18 protein-coding genes are annotated in these 19,124 nt (G+C 41.6%); 2 read left to right on the top strand and 16 right to left on the bottom strand.

The features are described 5' to 3' along the window. Nucleotides 1-23: 23 nt before the first annotated feature. The 11 genes from NSP_RS09720 to NSP_RS09770 form a co-directional block, all read right to left on the bottom strand. Nucleotides 24-1,139, bottom strand: a complete 1,116-nt coding sequence (locus tag NSP_RS09720; RefSeq protein WP_006197243.1) for an LptF/LptG family permease — start codon at nucleotides 1,137-1,139, stop codon at nucleotides 24-26. A 265-nt stretch (nucleotides 1,140-1,404) separates the two neighbouring features. Next, entirely contained in the window at nucleotides 1,405-2,133 is a 729-nt protein-coding gene (lptB, locus tag NSP_RS09725; RefSeq protein WP_006197244.1) for an LPS export ABC transporter ATP-binding protein, read from the bottom strand. Nucleotides 2,134-2,160: 27 nt separating this feature from the next. After that, complete coding sequence (locus NSP_RS09730) at nucleotides 2,161-2,619, bottom strand: LptA/OstA family protein (RefSeq protein WP_042202434.1); 459 nt, start codon at nucleotides 2,617-2,619, stop codon at nucleotides 2,161-2,163. Between the two features lie 467 nt (nucleotides 2,620-3,086). Further along, nucleotides 3,087-3,479, bottom strand: a complete 393-nt coding sequence (locus NSP_RS09735; RefSeq protein WP_006197246.1) for a DUF309 domain-containing protein — start codon at nucleotides 3,477-3,479, stop codon at nucleotides 3,087-3,089. Next, nucleotides 3,476-3,841, bottom strand: coding sequence for a ferredoxin thioredoxin reductase catalytic beta subunit (locus NSP_RS09740; RefSeq protein WP_006197247.1), 366 nt, complete (start codon nucleotides 3,839-3,841; stop codon nucleotides 3,476-3,478). The genes NSP_RS09735 and NSP_RS09740 overlap by 4 nt, the downstream gene beginning before the upstream one ends. A gap of 105 nt (nucleotides 3,842-3,946) precedes the next feature. Beyond that, nucleotides 3,947-5,104 carry a DUF58 domain-containing protein gene (locus tag NSP_RS09745; protein WP_006197248.1) on the bottom strand — a complete coding sequence of 386 codons (1,158 nt, stop codon included), beginning with the start codon at nucleotides 5,102-5,104 and terminating at the stop codon, nucleotides 3,947-3,949. Nucleotides 5,105-5,135: 31 nt separating this feature from the next. Continuing rightward, nucleotides 5,136-7,232, bottom strand: coding sequence for a PAS domain-containing hybrid sensor histidine kinase/response regulator (locus tag NSP_RS09750; protein ID WP_017804021.1), 2,097 nt, complete (start codon nucleotides 7,230-7,232; stop codon nucleotides 5,136-5,138). Nucleotides 7,233-7,257: 25 nt separating this feature from the next. Beyond that, a complete protein-coding gene (locus NSP_RS09755; protein WP_017804022.1) occupies nucleotides 7,258-9,156 on the bottom strand; it encodes a CheR family methyltransferase in 1,899 nt (632 codons plus the stop codon). 89 nt (nucleotides 9,157-9,245) lie between these two features. Then, nucleotides 9,246-9,863: a chemotaxis protein CheB gene (locus NSP_RS09760; RefSeq protein ID WP_006197166.1), complete on the bottom strand. Its 618-nt coding sequence runs from the start codon at nucleotides 9,861-9,863 to the stop codon at nucleotides 9,246-9,248. 472 nt (nucleotides 9,864-10,335) lie between these two features. After that, nucleotides 10,336-10,830 (bottom strand): hypothetical protein, encoded by a 495-nt coding sequence (locus tag NSP_RS09765; protein WP_006197167.1) that lies wholly within the window; start codon nucleotides 10,828-10,830, stop codon nucleotides 10,336-10,338. 200 nt (nucleotides 10,831-11,030) lie between these two features. After that, entirely contained in the window at nucleotides 11,031-12,266 is a 1,236-nt protein-coding gene (locus NSP_RS09770) for a cysteine desulfurase-like protein (protein WP_006197168.1), read from the bottom strand. 546 nt (nucleotides 12,267-12,812) lie between these two features. On the opposite strand from NSP_RS09770, the gene NSP_RS09775 reads away from it, so the two are divergent. Beyond that, nucleotides 12,813-13,034, top strand: a complete 222-nt coding sequence (locus NSP_RS09775) for a DUF4327 family protein (RefSeq protein ID WP_006197169.1) — start codon at nucleotides 12,813-12,815, stop codon at nucleotides 13,032-13,034. A 348-nt stretch (nucleotides 13,035-13,382) separates the two neighbouring features. Here the strand turns inward: NSP_RS09775 and NSP_RS24040 are convergent, their stop codons facing one another. The 5 genes from NSP_RS24040 to NSP_RS09795 form a co-directional block, all read right to left on the bottom strand. Then, on the bottom strand, nucleotides 13,383-13,628 hold the full coding sequence (locus NSP_RS24040) for a hypothetical protein (protein WP_071839289.1): 246 nt from the start codon (nucleotides 13,626-13,628) through the stop codon (nucleotides 13,383-13,385). 616 nt (nucleotides 13,629-14,244) lie between these two features. Next, the gene (locus tag NSP_RS09780; protein ID WP_006197171.1) at nucleotides 14,245-14,583 is read right to left on the bottom strand and encodes a P-II family nitrogen regulator; all 339 of its coding nucleotides are present in this window, start codon (nucleotides 14,581-14,583) and stop codon (nucleotides 14,245-14,247) included. A gap of 368 nt (nucleotides 14,584-14,951) precedes the next feature. Next, nucleotides 14,952-15,554, bottom strand: coding sequence for a bZIP transcription factor (locus NSP_RS09785; RefSeq protein ID WP_006197172.1), 603 nt, complete (start codon nucleotides 15,552-15,554; stop codon nucleotides 14,952-14,954). 136 nt (nucleotides 15,555-15,690) lie between these two features. Continuing rightward, nucleotides 15,691-16,512 (bottom strand): bifunctional hydroxymethylpyrimidine kinase/phosphomethylpyrimidine kinase, encoded by an 822-nt coding sequence (gene thiD / locus NSP_RS09790; RefSeq protein WP_006197173.1) that lies wholly within the window; start codon nucleotides 16,510-16,512, stop codon nucleotides 15,691-15,693. A 55-nt stretch (nucleotides 16,513-16,567) separates the two neighbouring features. Further along, entirely contained in the window at nucleotides 16,568-16,999 is a 432-nt protein-coding gene (locus NSP_RS09795; protein ID WP_006197174.1) for a hypothetical protein, read from the bottom strand. 109 nt (nucleotides 17,000-17,108) lie between these two features. Here NSP_RS09795 and NSP_RS09800 point away from each other — a divergent pair, with 109 nt between their 5' ends. Then, a complete protein-coding gene (locus NSP_RS09800) occupies nucleotides 17,109-18,962 on the top strand; it encodes a S8 family peptidase (RefSeq protein WP_006197175.1) in 1,854 nt (617 codons plus the stop codon). Nucleotides 18,963-19,124: the final 162 nt, after the last annotated feature.

The raw sequence follows: 19,124 nt of genomic DNA on the forward strand, positions 1-19,124 counted from the left end.
TACTCTCTCTTAACTTTCCCATATTACCGTTCAGCGACCCGCATCAATAAGAATAAACCTATGCCTAAAAACAGGAAATTCGGTAGCCAAGCTCCCATAAAAGGAGATAAAACACCAGCTTGTCCCATTGCGCCACTAATAAAGAAAATTAAATAATACGTAAAAATTACAATGACACTCACACCAAAACTTGTACCTCGTCCGCTACGCTGAGGTCTGCTTCCCATAGCTGAACCTACCAAGCCAAAGACTACACAGACAAATGGCAAAGAAAATTTTTGTTGGATACGTACTTGCAGTTTGCGAATTTCTTTCCTGTCGCCACCGATACGTTGTATTTCTAATTGTTCTAAAGACTCCCTAATATTCATTTCGCCAGAATCTCGCCTTCTCTCAACTAAATTTAATGGTGTGCGAGGCAGTTGCAGTTGTTGGTGTTCAAACCGTAAAATATTGCGATAGGAGCTATCTGGAGCTACTAAATAGACCGTACCGTTGTAAAAATCCCAAACATTGTCAGAAGCATTCCACTGGGCAGATTCAGATACCACAATTTGATTTAAACCTTCTGTAGTGCGGTCTATAATTGTTAAACCCTTCATTTGCTTACCATCAAACTGGTCAGCATAAAATAAGCGTGCCAATATTCTGTTCCTGCTACCATCTGGTTGTTCAACGTCTCGGTATTCAGGATAAAAGATATTGGACTGCTGAAAAGTCGGTCTGTCTGACTTGAGGGCTTTTTCCAGAGTAACTGTTGCTTGGTAATTTGCTGCTGGTGCGATTTGCTCATTAAAGATAAATGTTATCCCCGTCACCACCAGACTCAACATTACAGCCGTTAGCACCATGCGATAAACACTGACCCCACAGCCACGCATAGCAATTAGTTCGCTCTCGCCCGAAAGACGACTATAAGTCATCAAAGTAGCCAGCAGCGTAGACATGGGGAAGGCTAAGACAATAAAATTGGGAAACTTTAACAAAAATACCTGAATTGCAATGCTGATTGGCAATCCAGACTCAACAATTTTCCTCACTAGCTCAAACACAGCATCAATAGTCACACCCAGGGATGAAAATGCTCCCACACCAAATAAAAATGGTGCTACCAATTCCTTGGTAAAGTAGCGATCCATGAGGGTAAAAGGTAACAGCGAATTCAGGCTGTATAAAGGGTTGAGCTTCTTGGATATCATAAGGAATTATCGAAATTAACTATAAACACCCCAGTACCGCAAGGCGGAAGTCAAAAGTCAAAAGTCAAAAGTCAAAAGTCTGACTTTATAGGCTTTTGATTGATTTTAAATGGTTGTCCTATTTACGCCAACTTGTACTAGTTTCGGCAAAGCAGCAGTATTTGTGGGAAAATAATCTCAATATGACAATTTATTAATTACTAATTTAGGCTTGAAAGCTATCCCCCAAATAGTATTGCCGGACTAGGGGATTATTATAGAGTTCATCAGGATTACCAAAAGCGAGAATTTGTCCCTCACGCATAATATAGGCGCGGTCTGTAATGGCTAAAGTTTCGCGGACATTGTGATCTGTAATTAAGATTCCCATGCCGCGATCGCTTAATTGTGCGACAATATGCTGAATCTCGGAAACCGCAATAGGATCAACACCGGCAAAAGGTTCATCCAAAAATAAAAATTTTGGCCCTTCTCTTCCCGCAGCTAAAGCCCGCGCTAATTCTGTTCGCCGTCGTTCCCCACCAGAAAGTTGAATTCCTTTGCTATTAGCTACTTTTTCCAAGCGAAACTCCTGTAATAAACCTTGGATTCGTTTTGACCATTCCCATCGTGGCACATGAGTTTGCTCTAACACCAAGAGAATATTGTCCTTGACAGAGAGTTGGCGAAAAACACTTGGTTCTTGAGCGAGATAACCAATGCCTAATTGCGCTCTTTTGTGCATAGGCATTGCAGTTATTTCCATACTATCCAGCCAAACTTTTCCTTGATTGGGTTTTTCTAAACCTGTCGCAATGTAAAAAGTCGTCGTTTTACCCGCACCATTAGGGCCAAGTAACCCGACGACTTCACCCTGAGAAATGGAAAGGTTGACGCGATTAACGATATTTCGCTTACCGTAAGATTTGTGAATATTCTCTAAAACAATTTTCACGATTCGCGCCTGTTGTGGTAATTGATGCTAATTAGATTGTCCATCAACTTCCGTATCATTGACCATGTAGGTTGACTCTACTTGACGGTTGGATTGAGGTAAAGCCACAAAACGTCCTTCATCAATGAGATAAGTCACTTTCTCCGCACGGATACTATTGATTCCCTGTTGCAAAATATAGACATTTCCACTCAAATCAATGCGGCGTTCCTTGCTAAAAAATTGGGCTTGAGCAGCTGTGGCTTTAATTTGGCGCGCCGGATACAACATCTGCACATTACCGCGAGCCGTTGCTACTTGAGTGTTGGCGTTATATTCTTGCACATCAGCGCTGATGGTGAGGGGACTATTTTGCTCAGATGTTTGTGCAGTCGCAGTTTGCACATGAGTCGGAAATGTAAAACTACCCAAGAGTGCAGCTGGTAGCATCAAAGCTAATCCCAGGCGACGGATTTGTGATACTGGCAATTGATAGCAGGACATGATATTTTAATTACGAATTTAGGATATCAGCTTGTATACTAACTATCTCAATTTTTTTGTCCAGATATAAAATCTACATTCTGGAGTAACTTGGGATAACTGCTAGCTGAAATATTGACGCTTTGTCTAGCCTCAAGGTTTCGCCCATATCGACATTGATGCAGTCAAAACCACTGTAGAGATGTTCCATGAAACGTTTCTACATTTATAGGACTTACCCACAAGTTAAGAAAGAATGAACCACGTTCGCGTTAGCGTCTCCCCTTGGGAGAAGGAACGTTCGCGAAGCGTCTCCCCTTCTCCTAAAGGGAGAGGCTAGCGCCAAGGGAGAAGGAAAGAAGGTTTGAGAGATATTTTGCGTAAGTCCTGATTTAAATTCATACTTGGTTTGAGCAACGCCACTTTTGCTATATCCCCAAAGCCTGCATTCCCAGCCTGAGACTGGGAAAGACTCCATGAGGGGGTAAGGTTTACTCGTTAATTACGGCAATTTTGGGCGAAGGTAAAGCCTGACTATCACCGAAGTCACCAGCACTAAATTTTTCTGCTCCCATTTGTTGTAATACTGACAACAAGGCTGCACTTTGACTTAATAACTCGTCTACATCAATGCTGCTATAAACAGATGGGTAACGTCGTAAGCGATTGCTGCCTTCTCCTAGTAAAATTACAGCACCTCGCCAGTTGCCATTACCCAAATGATACTGTGCTACAGCAATTTGTAAAATCCCTTGATAAAAGGTTTTTTCTGGTTCGCTGGCTTCTATCCACAAAGCCTCTAAAGTGTCATGACAAGCGTAGAACTGTCCAGAGTTAAACTGTTCTACCCCTTGCCAAAACTCTGGGGGGATAATTTCGCTCATCCCATGCTGTCTCGGACTTCTTTGATGGTTTCTAGAGTAATTTCTTGTTGGTCTCCAGCAAACTCGTTATCTGGGGTAAGAAACAGCATACAGTGGCACTCTTTGCGTTCTCTCATGGGTACGCAGGGACAGTTCCAGTATGTAGCATTCACTTCAGCTTCTTTGTCTTCGTAGTGGCGACAGGGACACAAAGGCGCACCTAAATCGTCTTTATGTTTTGCTAGTCCTTCAATTACGACTGCGGTTACAGAAGGTTCTGAACAGAAGTATGTTCCTGTTCGTTTAGCGTACTGTTCGGAAAAGTGCCGCATTGCCTCTAGGCTTTTATCTGTGGATGTTGTGTTATTTTCTGATGAGATCATACGGGTGGGCGCTCATAATTTAAATATTTCTTTGCATTGTACCAAATGGAATTGATCTTAATTTGGTTTAACTGATCAGCATTGCAGTATGATTCGCTCTCACGATCAATGTGATAATTTTTGCAGTTGCGGTTGCAGTTCTTGTTCGTTCTGCACAAGAATACCAAGATAATCCCGATTCACTACCGCCTGTTCTGATGGTGAGGTGGTATTTTGCCACAATACCCAACGACTACCTTGGGGTAGGGAAGAAATGCTTAAAGGGTTTTGTGTTAGCCAAATTAAAGCATTGCTCTGGCGATCGCTCGTGCTAATCTCTTCTTGATATCTCGTTGCTGCTAATGTTTCTAAAACTACACGCTCGCCTTTAACTAAACCTGTGGATGCTGTCCATAATTGCACTGGCATTTGCTGGCGGACTGCATAAAAATACAAGGAAGCTGCGGCAATTACTGCTTGTTCAAACTGCTCGGATTCCCAATTCCCAGCAGTGTCTAGGGCAATAATTATGTCTTGTCCACCTGTAACTATTTCTAACTCCCGCACCCGTAATTCTCCGTAACGAGCGCTGGTCCGCCAGTGGATGAGACGGGTAGGATCGCCCAGGCGGTATGGACGCAGCGATCGCACTAAACCCGATGTAGCTGTCTGCAAAGGTGTACTACGGGGATCACCTCTTTTGCTGTCTTCTTGCCCGATTTCATCCACTAGGGGGCAGGTAGTCAAAGGTAACACAGTGGGATAGACAATGGCGCTAGCCGCACACTCACGCTGACGGCGACACCAAAACAATCCCAAAGGCGCACCAGTACCCAGTTCCACTGTATGCCAGCGATAGACCCCCCGTTGCCGAGTTGGTTGATAATATACCCAACGGTAACTGTCTTGGCGATTAATAGTTTCAATGGCTGTTTTAACTGGTGTCCCTAAGACAAATGGTAAGATATCCTCCACTTGCAACAAGCTGACAGGCTGCTTTGTGGGATTGCAGATTTCTAATTCCACAGTCAAGTCATCCCCTGCGGATACAGGTTGCATGGGGCGACGTTTGACAACTAAACCCACAAGCGATCGCGGTGGTAAAAAAGCCGCTATACCCAAAAGGGCAAAACTAATCCCACTAATCGCATACAGCCAGCCAGCCATAGTATTAACGGCTGCTCCAAAAAAACAAATTGCAACTCCTGCTAATACCCAGCCTGTATATGCAGGGGCGATAGCACGGATTTCTAGCCAATTGGTGATCGGTTTGATGATGTTCATGTTTCTTTTTTAACCCAAAATCACCCAAATTTCAGGCAATCATCTTCCCCACCAGGACATCATGTATGGAATTTAATAATTCATCCGCAGTAAAGGGTTTTGCTAAAAATCCGTGAATCCCTGTCACCGTCGCTCGTGCTAAAGCCGCAGCCGAAGCCAATCCACTCATGGCGATAATTTGCACCTCTGGGTTGATAACTTGCAAGGTGCGGATAGCAGTTCCCCCAGCCATTGATGGCATCATCATATCTATCAACACCAATTTAATATCCTGCTGATATTGGCTATAAAGCGTTAAAGCTTCAATTCCATTTTGGGCAATTAATACTCTGTAGTTGTGAATCTCTAATGTGGTTTTAGTAATTTGCGTAATTGCCGATTCGTCATCTACAACTAAAATTAATTCCCCGTTTCCTGTGGGCAGTTTGACCTCATCTACTATGGGGGGAGTGCTATGACTACTGGGCAGGTAAACTTGAAATTGGCTACCTACTCCTACTTGACTCGATACTTCTAAAAACCCACCGTAGCTGTTGATAATATCAATAGCTAAACCCAAACCAGTACCTTTACCCTGTTCTGGAGTGGTGAAATTGGGTGTAAGAATTTTAGCAATTAATTCTGGACTCATGCCAATTCCAGTATCACTAACTGTAATGACTAAATACTCACCAACTTTTGCGCCAATGTGGGTTTTTGTAAAGCTGGCATCGATTAAGACTTTATGCCCAGAAATTTCAACTTTACCACCTTCAGGCATAGCATCACGAGCATTGACTAATAAGTTGATCAATACTTCATGCAGTTGGGCTTGATTTCCTCGTACAAATTCTATCTCTGAAGATATATTAATCTCACTTTCGATAGATTTAGGCAATATCTGTTTAATTGTCTGCTCAATATCTTGGCTCAGATTGGCAACTAACACTATTGAGCCTTTACCTTGAAAATTGCGGGTAAATGACTGAATTTGTTGGACTAAATCAGTCCCCTTTTTGGTATTAGTTTCCAATAAATTGAGCATTTGTAGGGAACTTTCACTCAACTGGGGATGTTTGAGGGGCAAAAGTTGAGCTACTGTCATGATCGGCGAAAGGATGTTTTTGAGATCATGAGCGATCGCACTCGTGAGAGTACCAAGGCTTTCTAATTGCTGGGCGCGCTGAAGCTGGATTTCTAACTGTTTTTTCTCAGTGATATCAGTGTCAACAGTCATGATTGATCGGGGCGCACCTACGGTATCATACATGAGTGTCCAACGGCTGTTAATGATGATTCGCTTACCATTTCTGGTAACTTTTCGTAATTCCCCAAACCATGAACCATTTTTTAAAACAGTTGTCAGCGCCACTGCGAGTTGAGGTGAAGCTTCTGGGGATAAAAGTTCCCAGGTATTCTTTCCTATAGCTTCCTCGGCGCGCCAGCCATAAATTTTTTCCGCGCCTTTGTTCCAATATAAAATTTGGTTTTGCAAATCTCTGACGAGAATCGCATCTGTGGTAATGTCTAGCAGCGCCGCCTGTTCGCGGATTTTTTGCTGTGCTTGGAGGCGATCGCTAATATCCCGAAATAGCCATCTCAAGCCCGCTTTTTTCTGCTGATTACCTTCAGTCAGAGCAACTGTCATTTCCGCCGGAAAATCTATTTTTCCCTCATTGTGAAATACCCGGAACTCTGCTGTAATTTTTTGCTCTTGCTGCTGTTGTAATTTCCCGATGTAGGAACGAAATTTTGGCAGTTCTGTTTGATGTATGAATACAGAAAGCGGTTTACCGATTAAGTAAGACTGGCGGACATTTATTAACTTAGCCGCAGCAAAGTTAGCTTCTTGAATCACCCCAGTGATATCAGTCACTAAATATCCATCGGGGGCAAAATTGAATAAATCTTGGTAAGACTGGCGTTCTGCTTCTACAAGATGGCGAGTAGTGACTAATTCCCGGTTTTGTTGTGTTAGCTCTTCAGACAATACATGGAGTTCTTCTAAAGAAATTGAAATTTCGGCGATCGCTTCTTGTAAAAGTTCTCTAGAAACCTCCTCTTCTCCTGTTTGGCTAGCACGTACAGATAAATTTTCCAATCTGTGATGCGCCCTGGTGATTGCTTGTTCTAAAGTTTCTCTGATCATTTTCCCTCTTCTCCTGTGATTACTCCTATTGCTGTTGCTGTCGCCTTTGGGCAATTTCTTTAGTAGAAATCATACTTTTAACTTGCTCTACATCTGTCATCATCAAGACTGCGCCTTCCATTACTGAACCAAACAAAGGAGTAATAGCCAGATAACATTTTATTTGTCTTCCCCGACGATTGGTAGCATCTAAAATCATTTCTTGGAACTGCTGTTTCCCAGATAAGGATTCCCGGATAGGCGATCGCAGTTGCTCCACGGGTAAACCAATATCTAAACTAAATAAGGATTTTCCTAATACTTCGTCTGTTCTTAATCCCCACAAATCCTCTACCATGTAATTCCAAACTAAGATATTAAAGTTATTATCAATCACCAGTATTCCCGTTTGCAGACTTTTGAGAATGCACACAAGGAAAATATTCGTGCGGTTGAGTTCTGTGGTGCGTTCGCTCAGTTCATTATTAATTGTTTGTAATTCTTCATTAGTAGATTGCAGTTCTTCGTTCATTGTCTCTAATTCTTCATTAGTAGACTGAAGTTCCTCATTAGTAGTCTCTAATTCTTCATTAGTAGACTGAAGTTCCTCATTAGTAGTCTCTAATTCTTCATTAGTAGATTGCAGTTCCTCATTAGTAGTTTCCAAATCTTGACGGGAGCCTTGCAACGCTTCTTGAAGTTGAATAAAACGAGTTACATCATGAAAAGCGATACTTACACCTAAAAGGCAATTGTCAACATCTTCCAATGGTATAATTCGCACATCTAAATATTGTATTTCTGCATTAGATAAATAACGTTCGACATTTGTCAAGCTGATAGTACGGCGTTCCGCATAAGCCCGTTCAATGAGCGATCGCAGTTCTAGTGGGCGGTAGGAAAGTTCTAAATCCTGAAAAGGACGAGCTAAATCCTTGGGTGAAAGACCAAATACAGCGCGAGCCTGAGCATTTGTCAGCACTAATGTACCACTTATATCCACTACTATTTGGGCGATGGATGCGGAATCAAAAGCCATCTCTCGCAGGCGCATATACCGAGATAATCGGTGGTTAGATTCGTCCTCCACTGTATTTGCCATTACTAGCAGGCGATCGCGTAAATTCGCTACTGATACTTTGCTAAATATACGATTTTTTAAGTCTACAGGGGTGAATAAATTGGAATGTACTAACAGCATTTCTGCTTTTCCCAAAAAAAGATACCCTGGATCATTGAGAGCAAAATGGAACCGAGCCATAATTCGCCCCTGAGTCTCAGAATTAAAATACATCAGTGTATTGCGACATACCAGCAAATCTAAACGCGAAATTGGCGCATCTTGCAGCAAATTATGACGACCAAAAATCACCGAACGGCGTAAATCTTGGCGAAAAACATAGTTATTTCCGGCAATCTCAAAATATTTCTCTTTCAGTTCCGGTGGTACTAACTGGACATCCTTAGCTGAATAGACAGCTTGACGGGCTTGATTTAGGGCTTCTTCATCTACATCAGTAGCATAAATTTTTACCCGTTGGCGAAATTCTTCTGCTCCCAAAATTTCCGCCATCAGCATAGCTAAAGTGTAAGCTTCCTCTCCAGATGCACAACCAGCACTCCAAATGCGGATTTGGTCAGAGTGATTTTTTTTCGCCACAATCTTGGGTAAGACTTGCTCTGCTAAGTATTCCCAGGCTGATGAATCTCGAAAAAAGGCAGTAACGTTGATTAAAATTGTGTTAAAAAGTTGATGGAATTCGTCTGGATAAACTTCTAAGTAGTCTAAGTAATCTTCAAAATTCTCAATACTTAAAGATTGTATCCGCTTGCGTACCCGACGCATCAAAGTTGAACGCTTATAGCCTGTGAAATCAAATCCCCGGTTTTGTCCGAGATAAGTCAGTAATTTTTCAAATTCAGGGTTGGTTTCTGCGGAAGTCATAAATGGGAGTGAGTAATAAGGGACACAGGAATAAGGGGTAAGCTGTTGTCCCCCATTCTCCTGCCTTTTTTATGGCTAATGATGATTTTTTAACCCATAACTAAAGTTACCAAGGTTGTGGATATCTCATCCAAAGGTAAAATAAAATCTACATCACCAGTATTTATTGTGGCATTAGGCATCCCAGAAAATTCGCTGCTGTTTGTATCTTGGGAAATCACAGTACCCCCCATTTTATGGATAGCCTCTACTCCCGTCGCCCCATCCCTACCCATTCCAGTCAATACAATAGCGATCGCCCTGTCTTTGTAACAAGCTGCAACCGATGCAAATAATACATCAGCCGAGGGACGGACAAAATGTATTCGTTTTGACTGGGATAAAGAAAGAGTGCCATTGCTGTTGACTAATAAATGATAATCAGGTGGCGCAATATACACTGTTCCTGGAGTAAGACAATCTCCCTCTTCTGCGTGCTTGACTTCTAGGGCAGTGTGCCGTGCTAAAATTTCTGGCATTACGGAAGGATACTGGGGAGCCAGATGCTGCACCACAGCGATCGCCGCGCTAAAATCTTTTGGTAATGTTGATAGTAATTTAGTTAAAGCAGTCAACCCACCAGCCGAAGATGCTATGGCTACAATATCGAAGCTAGCATTAGCAAAGCGAGGTGGATAATTCTGAGCATCTTCTAACCTCTGGATCATAGTTTATTGGCCGATTGCGATCGCCAGACTTCTAGTAGATAGTTACAGTTTAATTTAATTGATTACACCAATAAATATATTGTATATTATTTAAACACTGCCTGTATTTTTCTATTGAACTATTAAAATTAATAGTTTATCTTCCAGAGGTAGTAAATATTTGGGTTGCAAAACTGCCTGTTAATATTAGGACTTACGAAAAAACTCTCTGAAATCCTCTTCCCTTCGTGTCCTTCTCCCAAGGGGAGAGGCTAGCGCCAACGTGTCCTTCTCCCAAAGGGAGAGGCTAGCGCCAACGTGGTTCATTCTTTCGTAACTTGTGCGTAAGTCCTGAATATAACTCGTTGAATTAAAACTTTATAGATTATTTTATAGTTATTTACTTAATTTCAAAACCCTCTTATTCCCCTCCTTTCTTGCACCGGAGGGGATAGAAGTGGGGTTATACTTCCAGTTAAGAATGTCTAAACTTTTAACGTTTTTTAATTTTTTTGAGCTTAGGAATAGGACGCATCGCTTCTCTACCCAGAATAAACATTCCTGTGATACCCAAACTAACAAACCAAACATATTCGTACCAACATTGGCGAATTTGGTTAATGGTATTGAGTGCTGGATGCAAAGACTTCAAATAAAGCAGCAACACCAGTATCATCAACGCCCCAAAACCCACAAAACTTAAACCAATATAAATTCGTGCTGGGCGTAATTCAAAATCGCTAATTTGCTCTAGATTAATTTCTGCTAGTTCCTGTAAAGATTCATCAGCCACAGTGGAAGCTACCTGCAACTTTTGACTCAGCTTGGGCGGTAAAATAGGAGTCAGTACCGCCACAGTCGGGCGACGTAACACAGCCTCAGAATATCGCAGCAATTCCAGGGGTTTAGAAGTCTTACTCAGTTGAGCAAATTCTAACTTGATATTTTTCCTAGAAATTGGGGCGGTGGCTTTACCTTCAAAATCCATAGCACACCAGAAAATAAATAGGATATTCATAGCCTAGCGAATCAGTTACCCTTTCGACAAATGCCAAAAGTTAAATCAGTGAACAGTAAATTAAAGCCTGTAGAGACTTTGCATGCAACGTCTCTACACTGTAATCTAATTAACCGAAAACTGTGAAACCCAATTATCTCTCTTAACTGATAACTGATAACTGATAACTGTTAAATTAAAACCCGTTCCAAAGCCTCAATTAAACGGTCAACTTCCGCAAGGGTATTGTAATGTACCATACTCACGCGGATGATTCCACCTTGAGTAGCTAATCCCAAATATTCAATCAGGCGTTTAGCATAAAAATCTCCGTAGCGAATCCCAATATAAGCAGAATCAACCTTGGGGGGAATGGTTGAGCTATGAACACCATCTACAGTAAAAGATATCGTCGGAACACGCAATTCACGATGCGCCGTTGATTTACCAATCACGCGAATTTTCGGACGACTATTGAGGTATTTTAGCAGGCGATCGCTCAAATTTTCTTCATGCACACTAATTAAATCAAACACCTGCGCCATTTGACCTCTCAGGTCAGGTGCAGTATCATCACCATAGTGTAATTGTGCCAACTCACTCAAATAATCACATAAACCCAACATCCCATAAGTCAATTCAAAATTAAGATTTCCTAACTGAAACTTATAAGGAATATCAGACTGCTCAATAAAATAATGGTTCAAGCCCGGAATTCTGAATAAATGTTCTTTCTTCCCATAAAGTAAAGCACAGTGAGAACCATAAACCTTATAACAACTCAGAACATAAAAATCCACATCTAAATCTTGAACATCAATTAATCTATGTGGCGCATAAGCTACACCATCCACACAAACCATCGCCCCCCGTTCATGGACAAATGCAGTAATTTCTTTAATCGGGTTAATAGTTCCCAAAATATTAGAAGCATGAGTCAAAGCCACTAATTTTGTGCGCCCACTCATTAATAGTTCTAAATCCTCCAAATGCAGTTCTAAAGTATCTGGGCGAACTTGCCAAACTTTAACTGTAATTCCTTGCTTTTCCAACGCTACCCAAGCCCCAATATTAGCTTCATGGTCGCAATTAGTCACAATCACTTCATCGCCTGGTGTAAAAGTTTGGCTCAAACACAGAGATAGTATTTTCAACATCATGGTAGTAGATGAACCCATGACAACCTCCTGCGGTGATTTGGCGTTAATCAAAGTCGCCATTCCCCCATTAGCCAAAGCCACCCTTTCGCCAGCTAGTTGAGAAACCGCATAAGAAGCCCCCAATTGGACATCAGTAGTCAAGAGAAATTCACTAATTCTATCTACTACTTTTTTCAGAGTTTGAGACCCACCAGCATTATCAAAAAAAGTCCAATCTCCCGCCAGTGCGGGAAAATATGGGCGAACTTTGTCAATATTCAGGAACATACTTTAATAATTCTCTAATTAGCTTTTTAAATCGAAGATATAACTGGGGACTGGGGACTGGGTTAAGACCCTTTTTGTTTCTCGGTTTTATTATCCGTTTATGTCTTAACCTCCTTGGCGGTTGCTATACACCACAAACCCAGAATGACGGTTGAAATGTATCCTTTATTCTTGACTTAGCCAACAGGTATCTCACCCACTAGGCAATCTACATCCTCTTATGGTAATAATATTTTTTGGTAAGGAACCGCGCCAATCTTTTTTTCTTTATACTTTTCCAGGGGTCTACCTAAAGACTGATACCAATTCATGTTTAAATATGCGATTCTGGGCAAAGTGCATATAGATAGAGTTCCTCTAAACTCGACTCATAAAGGCAAATTGCCTCTGCAACTGCAACTTGGTATTAAAGAAAAAATGGCTCTTTTAAAATTGAAATGTTTTGATTCTTCACAATCTCACCTATTTTTTTTGATAACTTAAAGACAGAGCCAAAAAATATTGTGTTACATATCAATTCCTTGAGCAAAAGCAAAATAATGAGCTATGGATACTGCTGTTAGATATGATATTGGGGTGATTAGGGAAGAAGCTCGTCAACTGGTCAAAAAAGGACTTCTTCACCGTCAACAGCCAATCTACTCTTTATGTAGATACGTTCCTAATCGTGACTGGATATTGTTTGAAACGGAATTAGAAAAGCATGAATTTTTGCTCAGAGATAGGATTATTGACCTATTGAGTAGTGAAACATGGGAGGAAGATTGATCCTGCAAAAATAACTTGAAGCGACTTACATAAGAAACTCTGGTAAAAAACCACGAATTAATTATTGGTTTTTTAAATGTAACTCGCTTTTTTTGGTAAATTTACTAGATACAATATTCCATATTACTCTATCTAAATCGAGAGAATTGAAAGTTTTAAAATCCCGGTATGTGACAATATCGGGATTTTGGTTGATAAGAATAATTTACAGGACTTTGTAAGTAAATGAAGTACACACATTAATACAGCAGTTCTCGGTTAATTAGACCACAGTGTAGAGACGTTGTATGCAACGTCTCTACAGGGTTTTTTTTACCTGAAAATTGCTGTAAATTCAGTCGATATCAATTAGGCTGGAACATCTTGTACTCCAATCCAGCCAGTGATAGTTTGACCTTTACCAGGGTAAATTATATTATTCTCTGTAGGCTGAACTTTTTCAGCTAAGTTATCAGGAAACGCTTTTTCCAGATAAACAGGATTTTGCTGATAAAATACTGGCATATCTTGCCAACAATGACGGCAAAACCAAGCAAAGCCTGAAACACGTATATGTGGCAAAAGTAATCCTGAACAACAAGGACAGTAATTCATATTATTCTATAATCCTGATAATAAAAAGCTGTTTGTAGAAAATCAGGGCTGTTAATTAATCAGCCCAACGTCATTAAAAAAACTATTTATATCTCAAGTCTAATGAAAAATTATGAGGAGATGACAAATAACGTGATATTCCGCAAGCTTTCGTAATATTTATACATGAAGTATTGTGTAGTAAAATCAATTTTATTTACTAACACTTGACATTATTTAAATTGCCGACACATCCAAAAAAACTCGCCCCGCTTTTATAGCAACGGACAGGGCGCTGAGGACATGACAAAATTTCAAAACCAATTTACTAATTTTTATGAATAAAATATACCATAATGTCTTGTGGAGCGGGCATCTAGCCCGCTAATCACCAATGATTTAAACAAAAATTTGTGGCGTTGCTGAATCAAAGTATGAAATGCCAACATTACCTTTTTTCTTTGTCTCTACCCTACGGGAACGTTTTCAACGAATGCGCCTAACTTACTTCGTGATAGAGCCTAAGACACGCCTTAGCCATACGCTAGGCTAGTGCGTGCTAGCGGAGCGGAGCAACGACAAATTCATATTTGAAATCAGCAACGCCAAAATTGAGCTACTGAACAGCATTCAATACTCAAACGGCTTCTGTATTCTTCTCCCCAGTACGAATACGCACAACTTGCTCTACAGGCGAGATGAAAATTTTGCCATCGCCGATTTCGCCTGTGCGTGCAGCAGCAATAATTTTATCCACCACCATATCAACCTGGCTGTCCTCAATGACGATTTCCACTTTCAGTTTTTGCAGAAACTCAACGGTGTACTCAGAACCGCGATAACGTTCTGTTTGTCCTTTCTGCCGTCCAAACCCCCGGACTTCAGAAACCGTCATACCGACAATACCAGCGTTGACTAAAGCAATTTTCACTTCATCAAGCTTAAATGGGCGAATAATTGCTTCTACTTTTTTCATGTCTCGACTCCTTAACTACTAATAGCTTCGTTTATCAATTTACCCGATAGGGGCAAAACTCCATATTTTCCAATTGGAGATGTCGCGCCAACGCTGATTTTAATCAGTATCAGCAAGTATGTAAGAATTGCCACTTTTTTTAAACTGTATGCGCCCTACCAAAATAATTCTGACTTGGTGCGGAGATTTTGGTGAGGTTTTTGTATGTAATTTTTGTAACTCAAAAATAAATGATCAGAAAAAGCTAATTTATCGCCCTAGTACCGCAAGGCGGAAGTCAAAAGTCAAAAGTCAAAAGTCAAAAGTCTGACTTTATAGGCTTTTGATTGATTTTAAATGGTTGTCCTATTTACGCCGTACTGTACTAGTCACATAGGTGAGGTTAACGAACGATTTTGATTTTCAAACAAGGGACGCACAATCAAATACCCAGCCCCAAAAGCAGTGAACATGATTAAGAAGATCGTAACAGCTAACCACCAGCCACTAAATTCTTTAACTTTTCTTTTCGTCGGGTGATAATAGTGAACCTCTTGCTCTTCTATAAAAAATGTCTCTGGTATGGGGTGATTTATTTCTACAGGTGCTGAGAATTCAGGGTAATGCCTGTTTTCTTTAACTACGGGTGGACTCTGACGAGAAGCTTGCTGAGGTGGAGGGGCTGCTGTGGCTGGATTTTTCGCTTCACCAGCAGCATGGGTGGCTTGGGAATGACTCGGTTTAGGACTAGAATTTACAAACTTTTGCAGATGTAACAAAGACTGAACAACTTTGCTAATTTCTTGACGTAATAATTCATTTTCTTGCTCTAGTTGGTGATTTTGTTGAGTGAGTGTATCTAATTTTGCTTGTGTTGACTGTAGCTCTGTGGCTAATTCCCGGTACACATACAATGGTACAGATGTCGGCTGGGTTGAAGAATTTGGTGGTTTGGCTGAATTGCGGGGAACAGAATTGGGGGTTGTTTGCATAGATAAGTTAGTATCAAAAATTTAATTTATCAGTTCGTACAGAGATATTAGCAAAGTATAGTCCCCCTGAAACTAGTCCCAGAATATTAGACAAATTCTCTTCCTAACAGTTAACCACTAGCACAACACACATGAGTTAATTTTGTAACAGGGAAAAAAAGTGTCCCACAGGCCCTTGTCCTTTGCCAATATCGAGGGCGTAAGTGAGTGCATTAGTTACATACTCCTTTGCCTGTTGTACAGCAGGCCATAAGTCCATACCCATGGCCAAATTTGCAGCGATCGCAGCTGATAGTGTACAACCAGTACCGTGGGTATTTTTTGTCTCCACTCGCTGTGTAATTAAAGTTTCCAGTTTCTGCCCATCAAACCAGATATCAACACCACGCAAATTACCCAGCATCCCGCCACCTTTGACTAAAACGGCTTTTACCTTGAGATTTCGGTGTATAACTTGAGCCGCCGCCCGCATCTCATCTAAAGTATTAATTGCTAAACCGCTTAAAATCTGCGCCTCATAACGATTTGGTGTCACAATAGCCGCTTGAGGTAATAAGACATAACGCAGAGTTTTCACTGCATCATCGTCAATTAATTGCGCCCCTGTGCGTGATACCATTACCGGGTCAACAACTAAATTATGAATTTGTAATGCTTCCACTTGCTGGGCGACAGCAGAGATAATTTTCTGGTTCAGCAACATTCCAGTTTTTGCAGCTTGCACACCAATATCTTCCACCACGGCTTGAATTTGGGCTATCACCGCCTCCGTAGACATAGCATCAACCCGCACCACACCTAAAGTATTTTGTGCCGTCACGCAGGTAATAGCGCTCGTACCGTGGACGCGGTGAAAAGCAAAGGTACGTAAATCAGCTTGAATACCCGCACCACCACCGCTATCTGAACCAGCAATGGTTAAAGCCACAGGTACTCTAGAGGTGATTTCAGCGTTCATAGAAATTATAGTTGAGATGGTAGTTGCTGGGCTGTTAAAAAAGAGAAATTTTACACTACTGATTTTGTTCTTTATTTAAATCTTGCCAGACTCCCTGCAAATACTTACCCCATTTTGCAGCTAAAGGAACTTCTGTGAATGGAATGCGTACAGATGGGGATTCAGACAAGAGAAATTCTAACTCAATAGCTCGACCTTTTTGGGGATAATTTTCCAATTCTACTATTTTATCATCTACCAAAAGACGTATATCTTTAACGTCCAGCAGAGAAAAAGTGTCTAATTCAATCAGCCCTTTAGGTGTGGGTTTACCCCAAGTTATATTGTTATCTTTTAAACCCAATACAGCATAAATATCATATTTGGATTTATCAAATTGCTCCGCCCAAAGACGATATGCTTCCAGCTTCTGGTACTCCCTTGAACCTTGCCAAGCCAACCAGAAAAATGCAACTAGCAAAGGCAACCATAAAAGACCACGTTCCATTGTTTATATAGTCCTAAATCTTGAGTAAAAATTGTAAATAGTACACCAATCAGGCACGAAGATAAGTTATGGTAGTGAGAAAACTGGCAAAAAGCTGTAATCAGTTAAGATGAAAAAACTTATATTATTGTGCTTGTTTCTCATCGGGCTGGGGGCTGCTGTATTTGGTTTCCTGAATTTTCAGGGTTTAGCAGCTAAAGGCGAGTTTGAGACGATTTTGCTAGATTTTCGCCAAGATATTCCCGCAGAGGTAATAGAGCAGAATTTACAAGCGATCGCTCAAGAATACAACGTCACACCCCGATTAGACAATCAATTTTCAGCGTCAGATCATGTGTATATTATTGAAGGCGATCGCCAGCGACTGAAAAAACTGAAAAAATCTCCATTCGCCCAATTTACACAATTAATCGAGCCAAATTACATATATAGAAAGATTCCTCTACCAGCCGCAGCAACTTGGTTTGAAGATATTTTACCATCTCCAGATCATCAAGCAAATCCCACATTAATTGGCCCTAACGACCAATTTTACAGCAAACAGTGGAACCTGCACAACATCGGCATGGAAGGCGCGTGGACTCAAACCAAAGGCAGTGGCGTAACAGTAGCTGTAATTGACACTGGCATAACTCGCGTCCGTGACTTGGTAGACACGAAATTTGTGAAAGGGTATGATTTTGTGAGCGATCGCGAAGAAGCCACAGACGATAACGGACACGGTACTCACGTCGCCGGCACCATAGCCCAAGCCACCAATAACACTTATGGTGTAGCCGGCATTGCCTACGAAGCCAGTCTCATGCCCTTAAAAGTTCTCAGCGCCTACGGTGGCGGAACCGTCGCCGACATAGCCGAAGCAATTAAATTTGCTGCTGACAACGGTGCAGACGTAATTAATATGAGCTTAGGTGGCGGTGGTGAAAGCCAATTAATGAAACAAGCCATCGACTACGCCCACAACAAAGGCGTAACCATTGTAGCCGCAGCCGGCAACGAAAATGCCAATGGCGCAAGTTATCCCGCACGTTACCCCCACGTAATTGGCGTTTCTGCATTTGGTCCAGACGGAGAAAAAGCCGCTTATTCCAACTTTGGCGCAGGCGTAGATATTTCCGCACCTGGTGGTAGTGACGCTGGTGCAATTCTCCAAGAAACCATCGACCCCGACAACAACGGCGAAGGAGTATTTCTCGCACTCCAGGGAACAAGCATGGCTTCCCCCCACGTTGCAGGTGTAGCCGCATTAATTAAAGCTTCTGGAGTCACTGAACCAGACGAAATATTAAAAGTCCTCAAGCAGTCAGCAAGAATTATCCAAGATGATAGCTTTAACTATTATGGCGCTGGACAACTTAACGCCGAAGCCGCAGTCAAACTCGCCACACAAGGACAAATCAGCTTCCAAGACTTCTTCCGGTGGTTAAGAGATAACGGTTATCTCAACCCTCGTTTTTGGATTGATGGCGGTGCAGTAGCATTAGTACCTAAACTACTCATGGTATTGGGTTCCTATCTTCTAGCTTGGTTTTTGCGGGTTTACTTCCCCTTCGCCTGGAGTTGGTCTTTATCCAGTGGCTTAATAGCTGGTAGTTCTGGTTTATTCTTCCTCCGGGGATTATATATCTTTGACCTCCCCCAATGGCCATTCCGAGTTTTAGGCAGTTCCATTCCCGAACTAGGAAACACCCTTCAAGGAACTAACGCCTTAAATCCCATATTTGCCAGCGTGTTAATTCCCGTAGTTTTAATAGCATTATTCTTAGGACATCCTAGCTGGAAATGGTTTGCCATTGGTTCGTCCCTGGGCTTCGCGGCATTTTTAACAGTTAGTGCCATTTACGACCCAGCAGTGTGGGGTTTAGGAAGTAGCTACCTAGCGCGGAGTTTCCTCATCATCAACGCCATACTCTGTTATGGACTAGCCCGTTTAGCATTAAAAACCGAAACTCAAACAACATAAGGGGAAAGAAGCAGGGGGGCAGGGTGCAGGGTGCAGGGGAGAAGAGGCAGGGGGGCAGGGTGCAGGGGGCAGGGGGGAAGAAACTTCTCAATCTCTATTCCCCACTCACCACTCCCCACTCCCAACTCCCAACTCCCAACTCCCAACTCCCAACTCCCTACT

Origin of the sequence: Nodularia spumigena CCY9414 (assembly GCF_000340565.2) — a bacterium.
GTDB lineage: Bacteria > Cyanobacteriota > Cyanobacteriia > Cyanobacteriales > Nostocaceae > Nodularia > Nodularia spumigena.

Excerpts from the sequence above, each read along its gene's own strand:
- NSP_RS09735 (WP_006197246.1), bottom strand. The coding sequence starts at position 3,479 with ATGAGCGAAATTATCCCCCCAGAGTTTTGGCAAGGGGTAGAACAGTTT.
- NSP_RS09745 (WP_006197248.1), bottom strand. The coding sequence starts at position 5,104 with ATGAACATCATCAAACCGATCACCAATTGGCTAGAAATCCGTGCTATC.
- NSP_RS09750 (WP_017804021.1), bottom strand. The coding sequence starts at position 7,232 with ATGATCAGAGAAACTTTAGAACAAGCAATCACCAGGGCGCATCACAGA.
- NSP_RS09755 (WP_017804022.1), bottom strand. The coding sequence starts at position 9,156 with ATGACTTCCGCAGAAACCAACCCTGAATTTGAAAAATTACTGACTTAT.
- NSP_RS09785 (WP_006197172.1), bottom strand. The coding sequence starts at position 15,554 with ATGCAAACAACCCCCAATTCTGTTCCCCGCAATTCAGCCAAACCACCA.
- NSP_RS09800 (WP_006197175.1), top strand. The coding sequence starts at position 17,109 with ATGAAAAAACTTATATTATTGTGCTTGTTTCTCATCGGGCTGGGGGCT.
- NSP_RS24040 (WP_071839289.1), bottom strand. The coding sequence starts at position 13,628 with ATGAATTACTGTCCTTGTTGTTCAGGATTACTTTTGCCACATATACGT.
- NSP_RS09775 (WP_006197169.1), top strand. The coding sequence starts at position 12,813 with ATGGATACTGCTGTTAGATATGATATTGGGGTGATTAGGGAAGAAGCT.
- NSP_RS09720 (WP_006197243.1), bottom strand. The coding sequence starts at position 1,139 with ATGGATCGCTACTTTACCAAGGAATTGGTAGCACCATTTTTATTTGGT.
- NSP_RS09760 (WP_006197166.1), bottom strand. The coding sequence starts at position 9,863 with ATGATCCAGAGGTTAGAAGATGCTCAGAATTATCCACCTCGCTTTGCT.
- NSP_RS09795 (WP_006197174.1), bottom strand. The coding sequence starts at position 16,999 with ATGGAACGTGGTCTTTTATGGTTGCCTTTGCTAGTTGCATTTTTCTGG.
- NSP_RS09770 (WP_006197168.1), bottom strand. The coding sequence starts at position 12,266 with ATGTTCCTGAATATTGACAAAGTTCGCCCATATTTTCCCGCACTGGCG.
- thiD (WP_006197173.1), bottom strand. The coding sequence starts at position 16,512 with ATGAACGCTGAAATCACCTCTAGAGTACCTGTGGCTTTAACCATTGCT.
- NSP_RS09765 (WP_006197167.1), bottom strand. The coding sequence starts at position 10,830 with ATGGATTTTGAAGGTAAAGCCACCGCCCCAATTTCTAGGAAAAATATC.
- NSP_RS09780 (WP_006197171.1), bottom strand. The coding sequence starts at position 14,583 with ATGAAAAAAGTAGAAGCAATTATTCGCCCATTTAAGCTTGATGAAGTG.
- NSP_RS09740 (WP_006197247.1), bottom strand. The coding sequence starts at position 3,841 with ATGATCTCATCAGAAAATAACACAACATCCACAGATAAAAGCCTAGAG.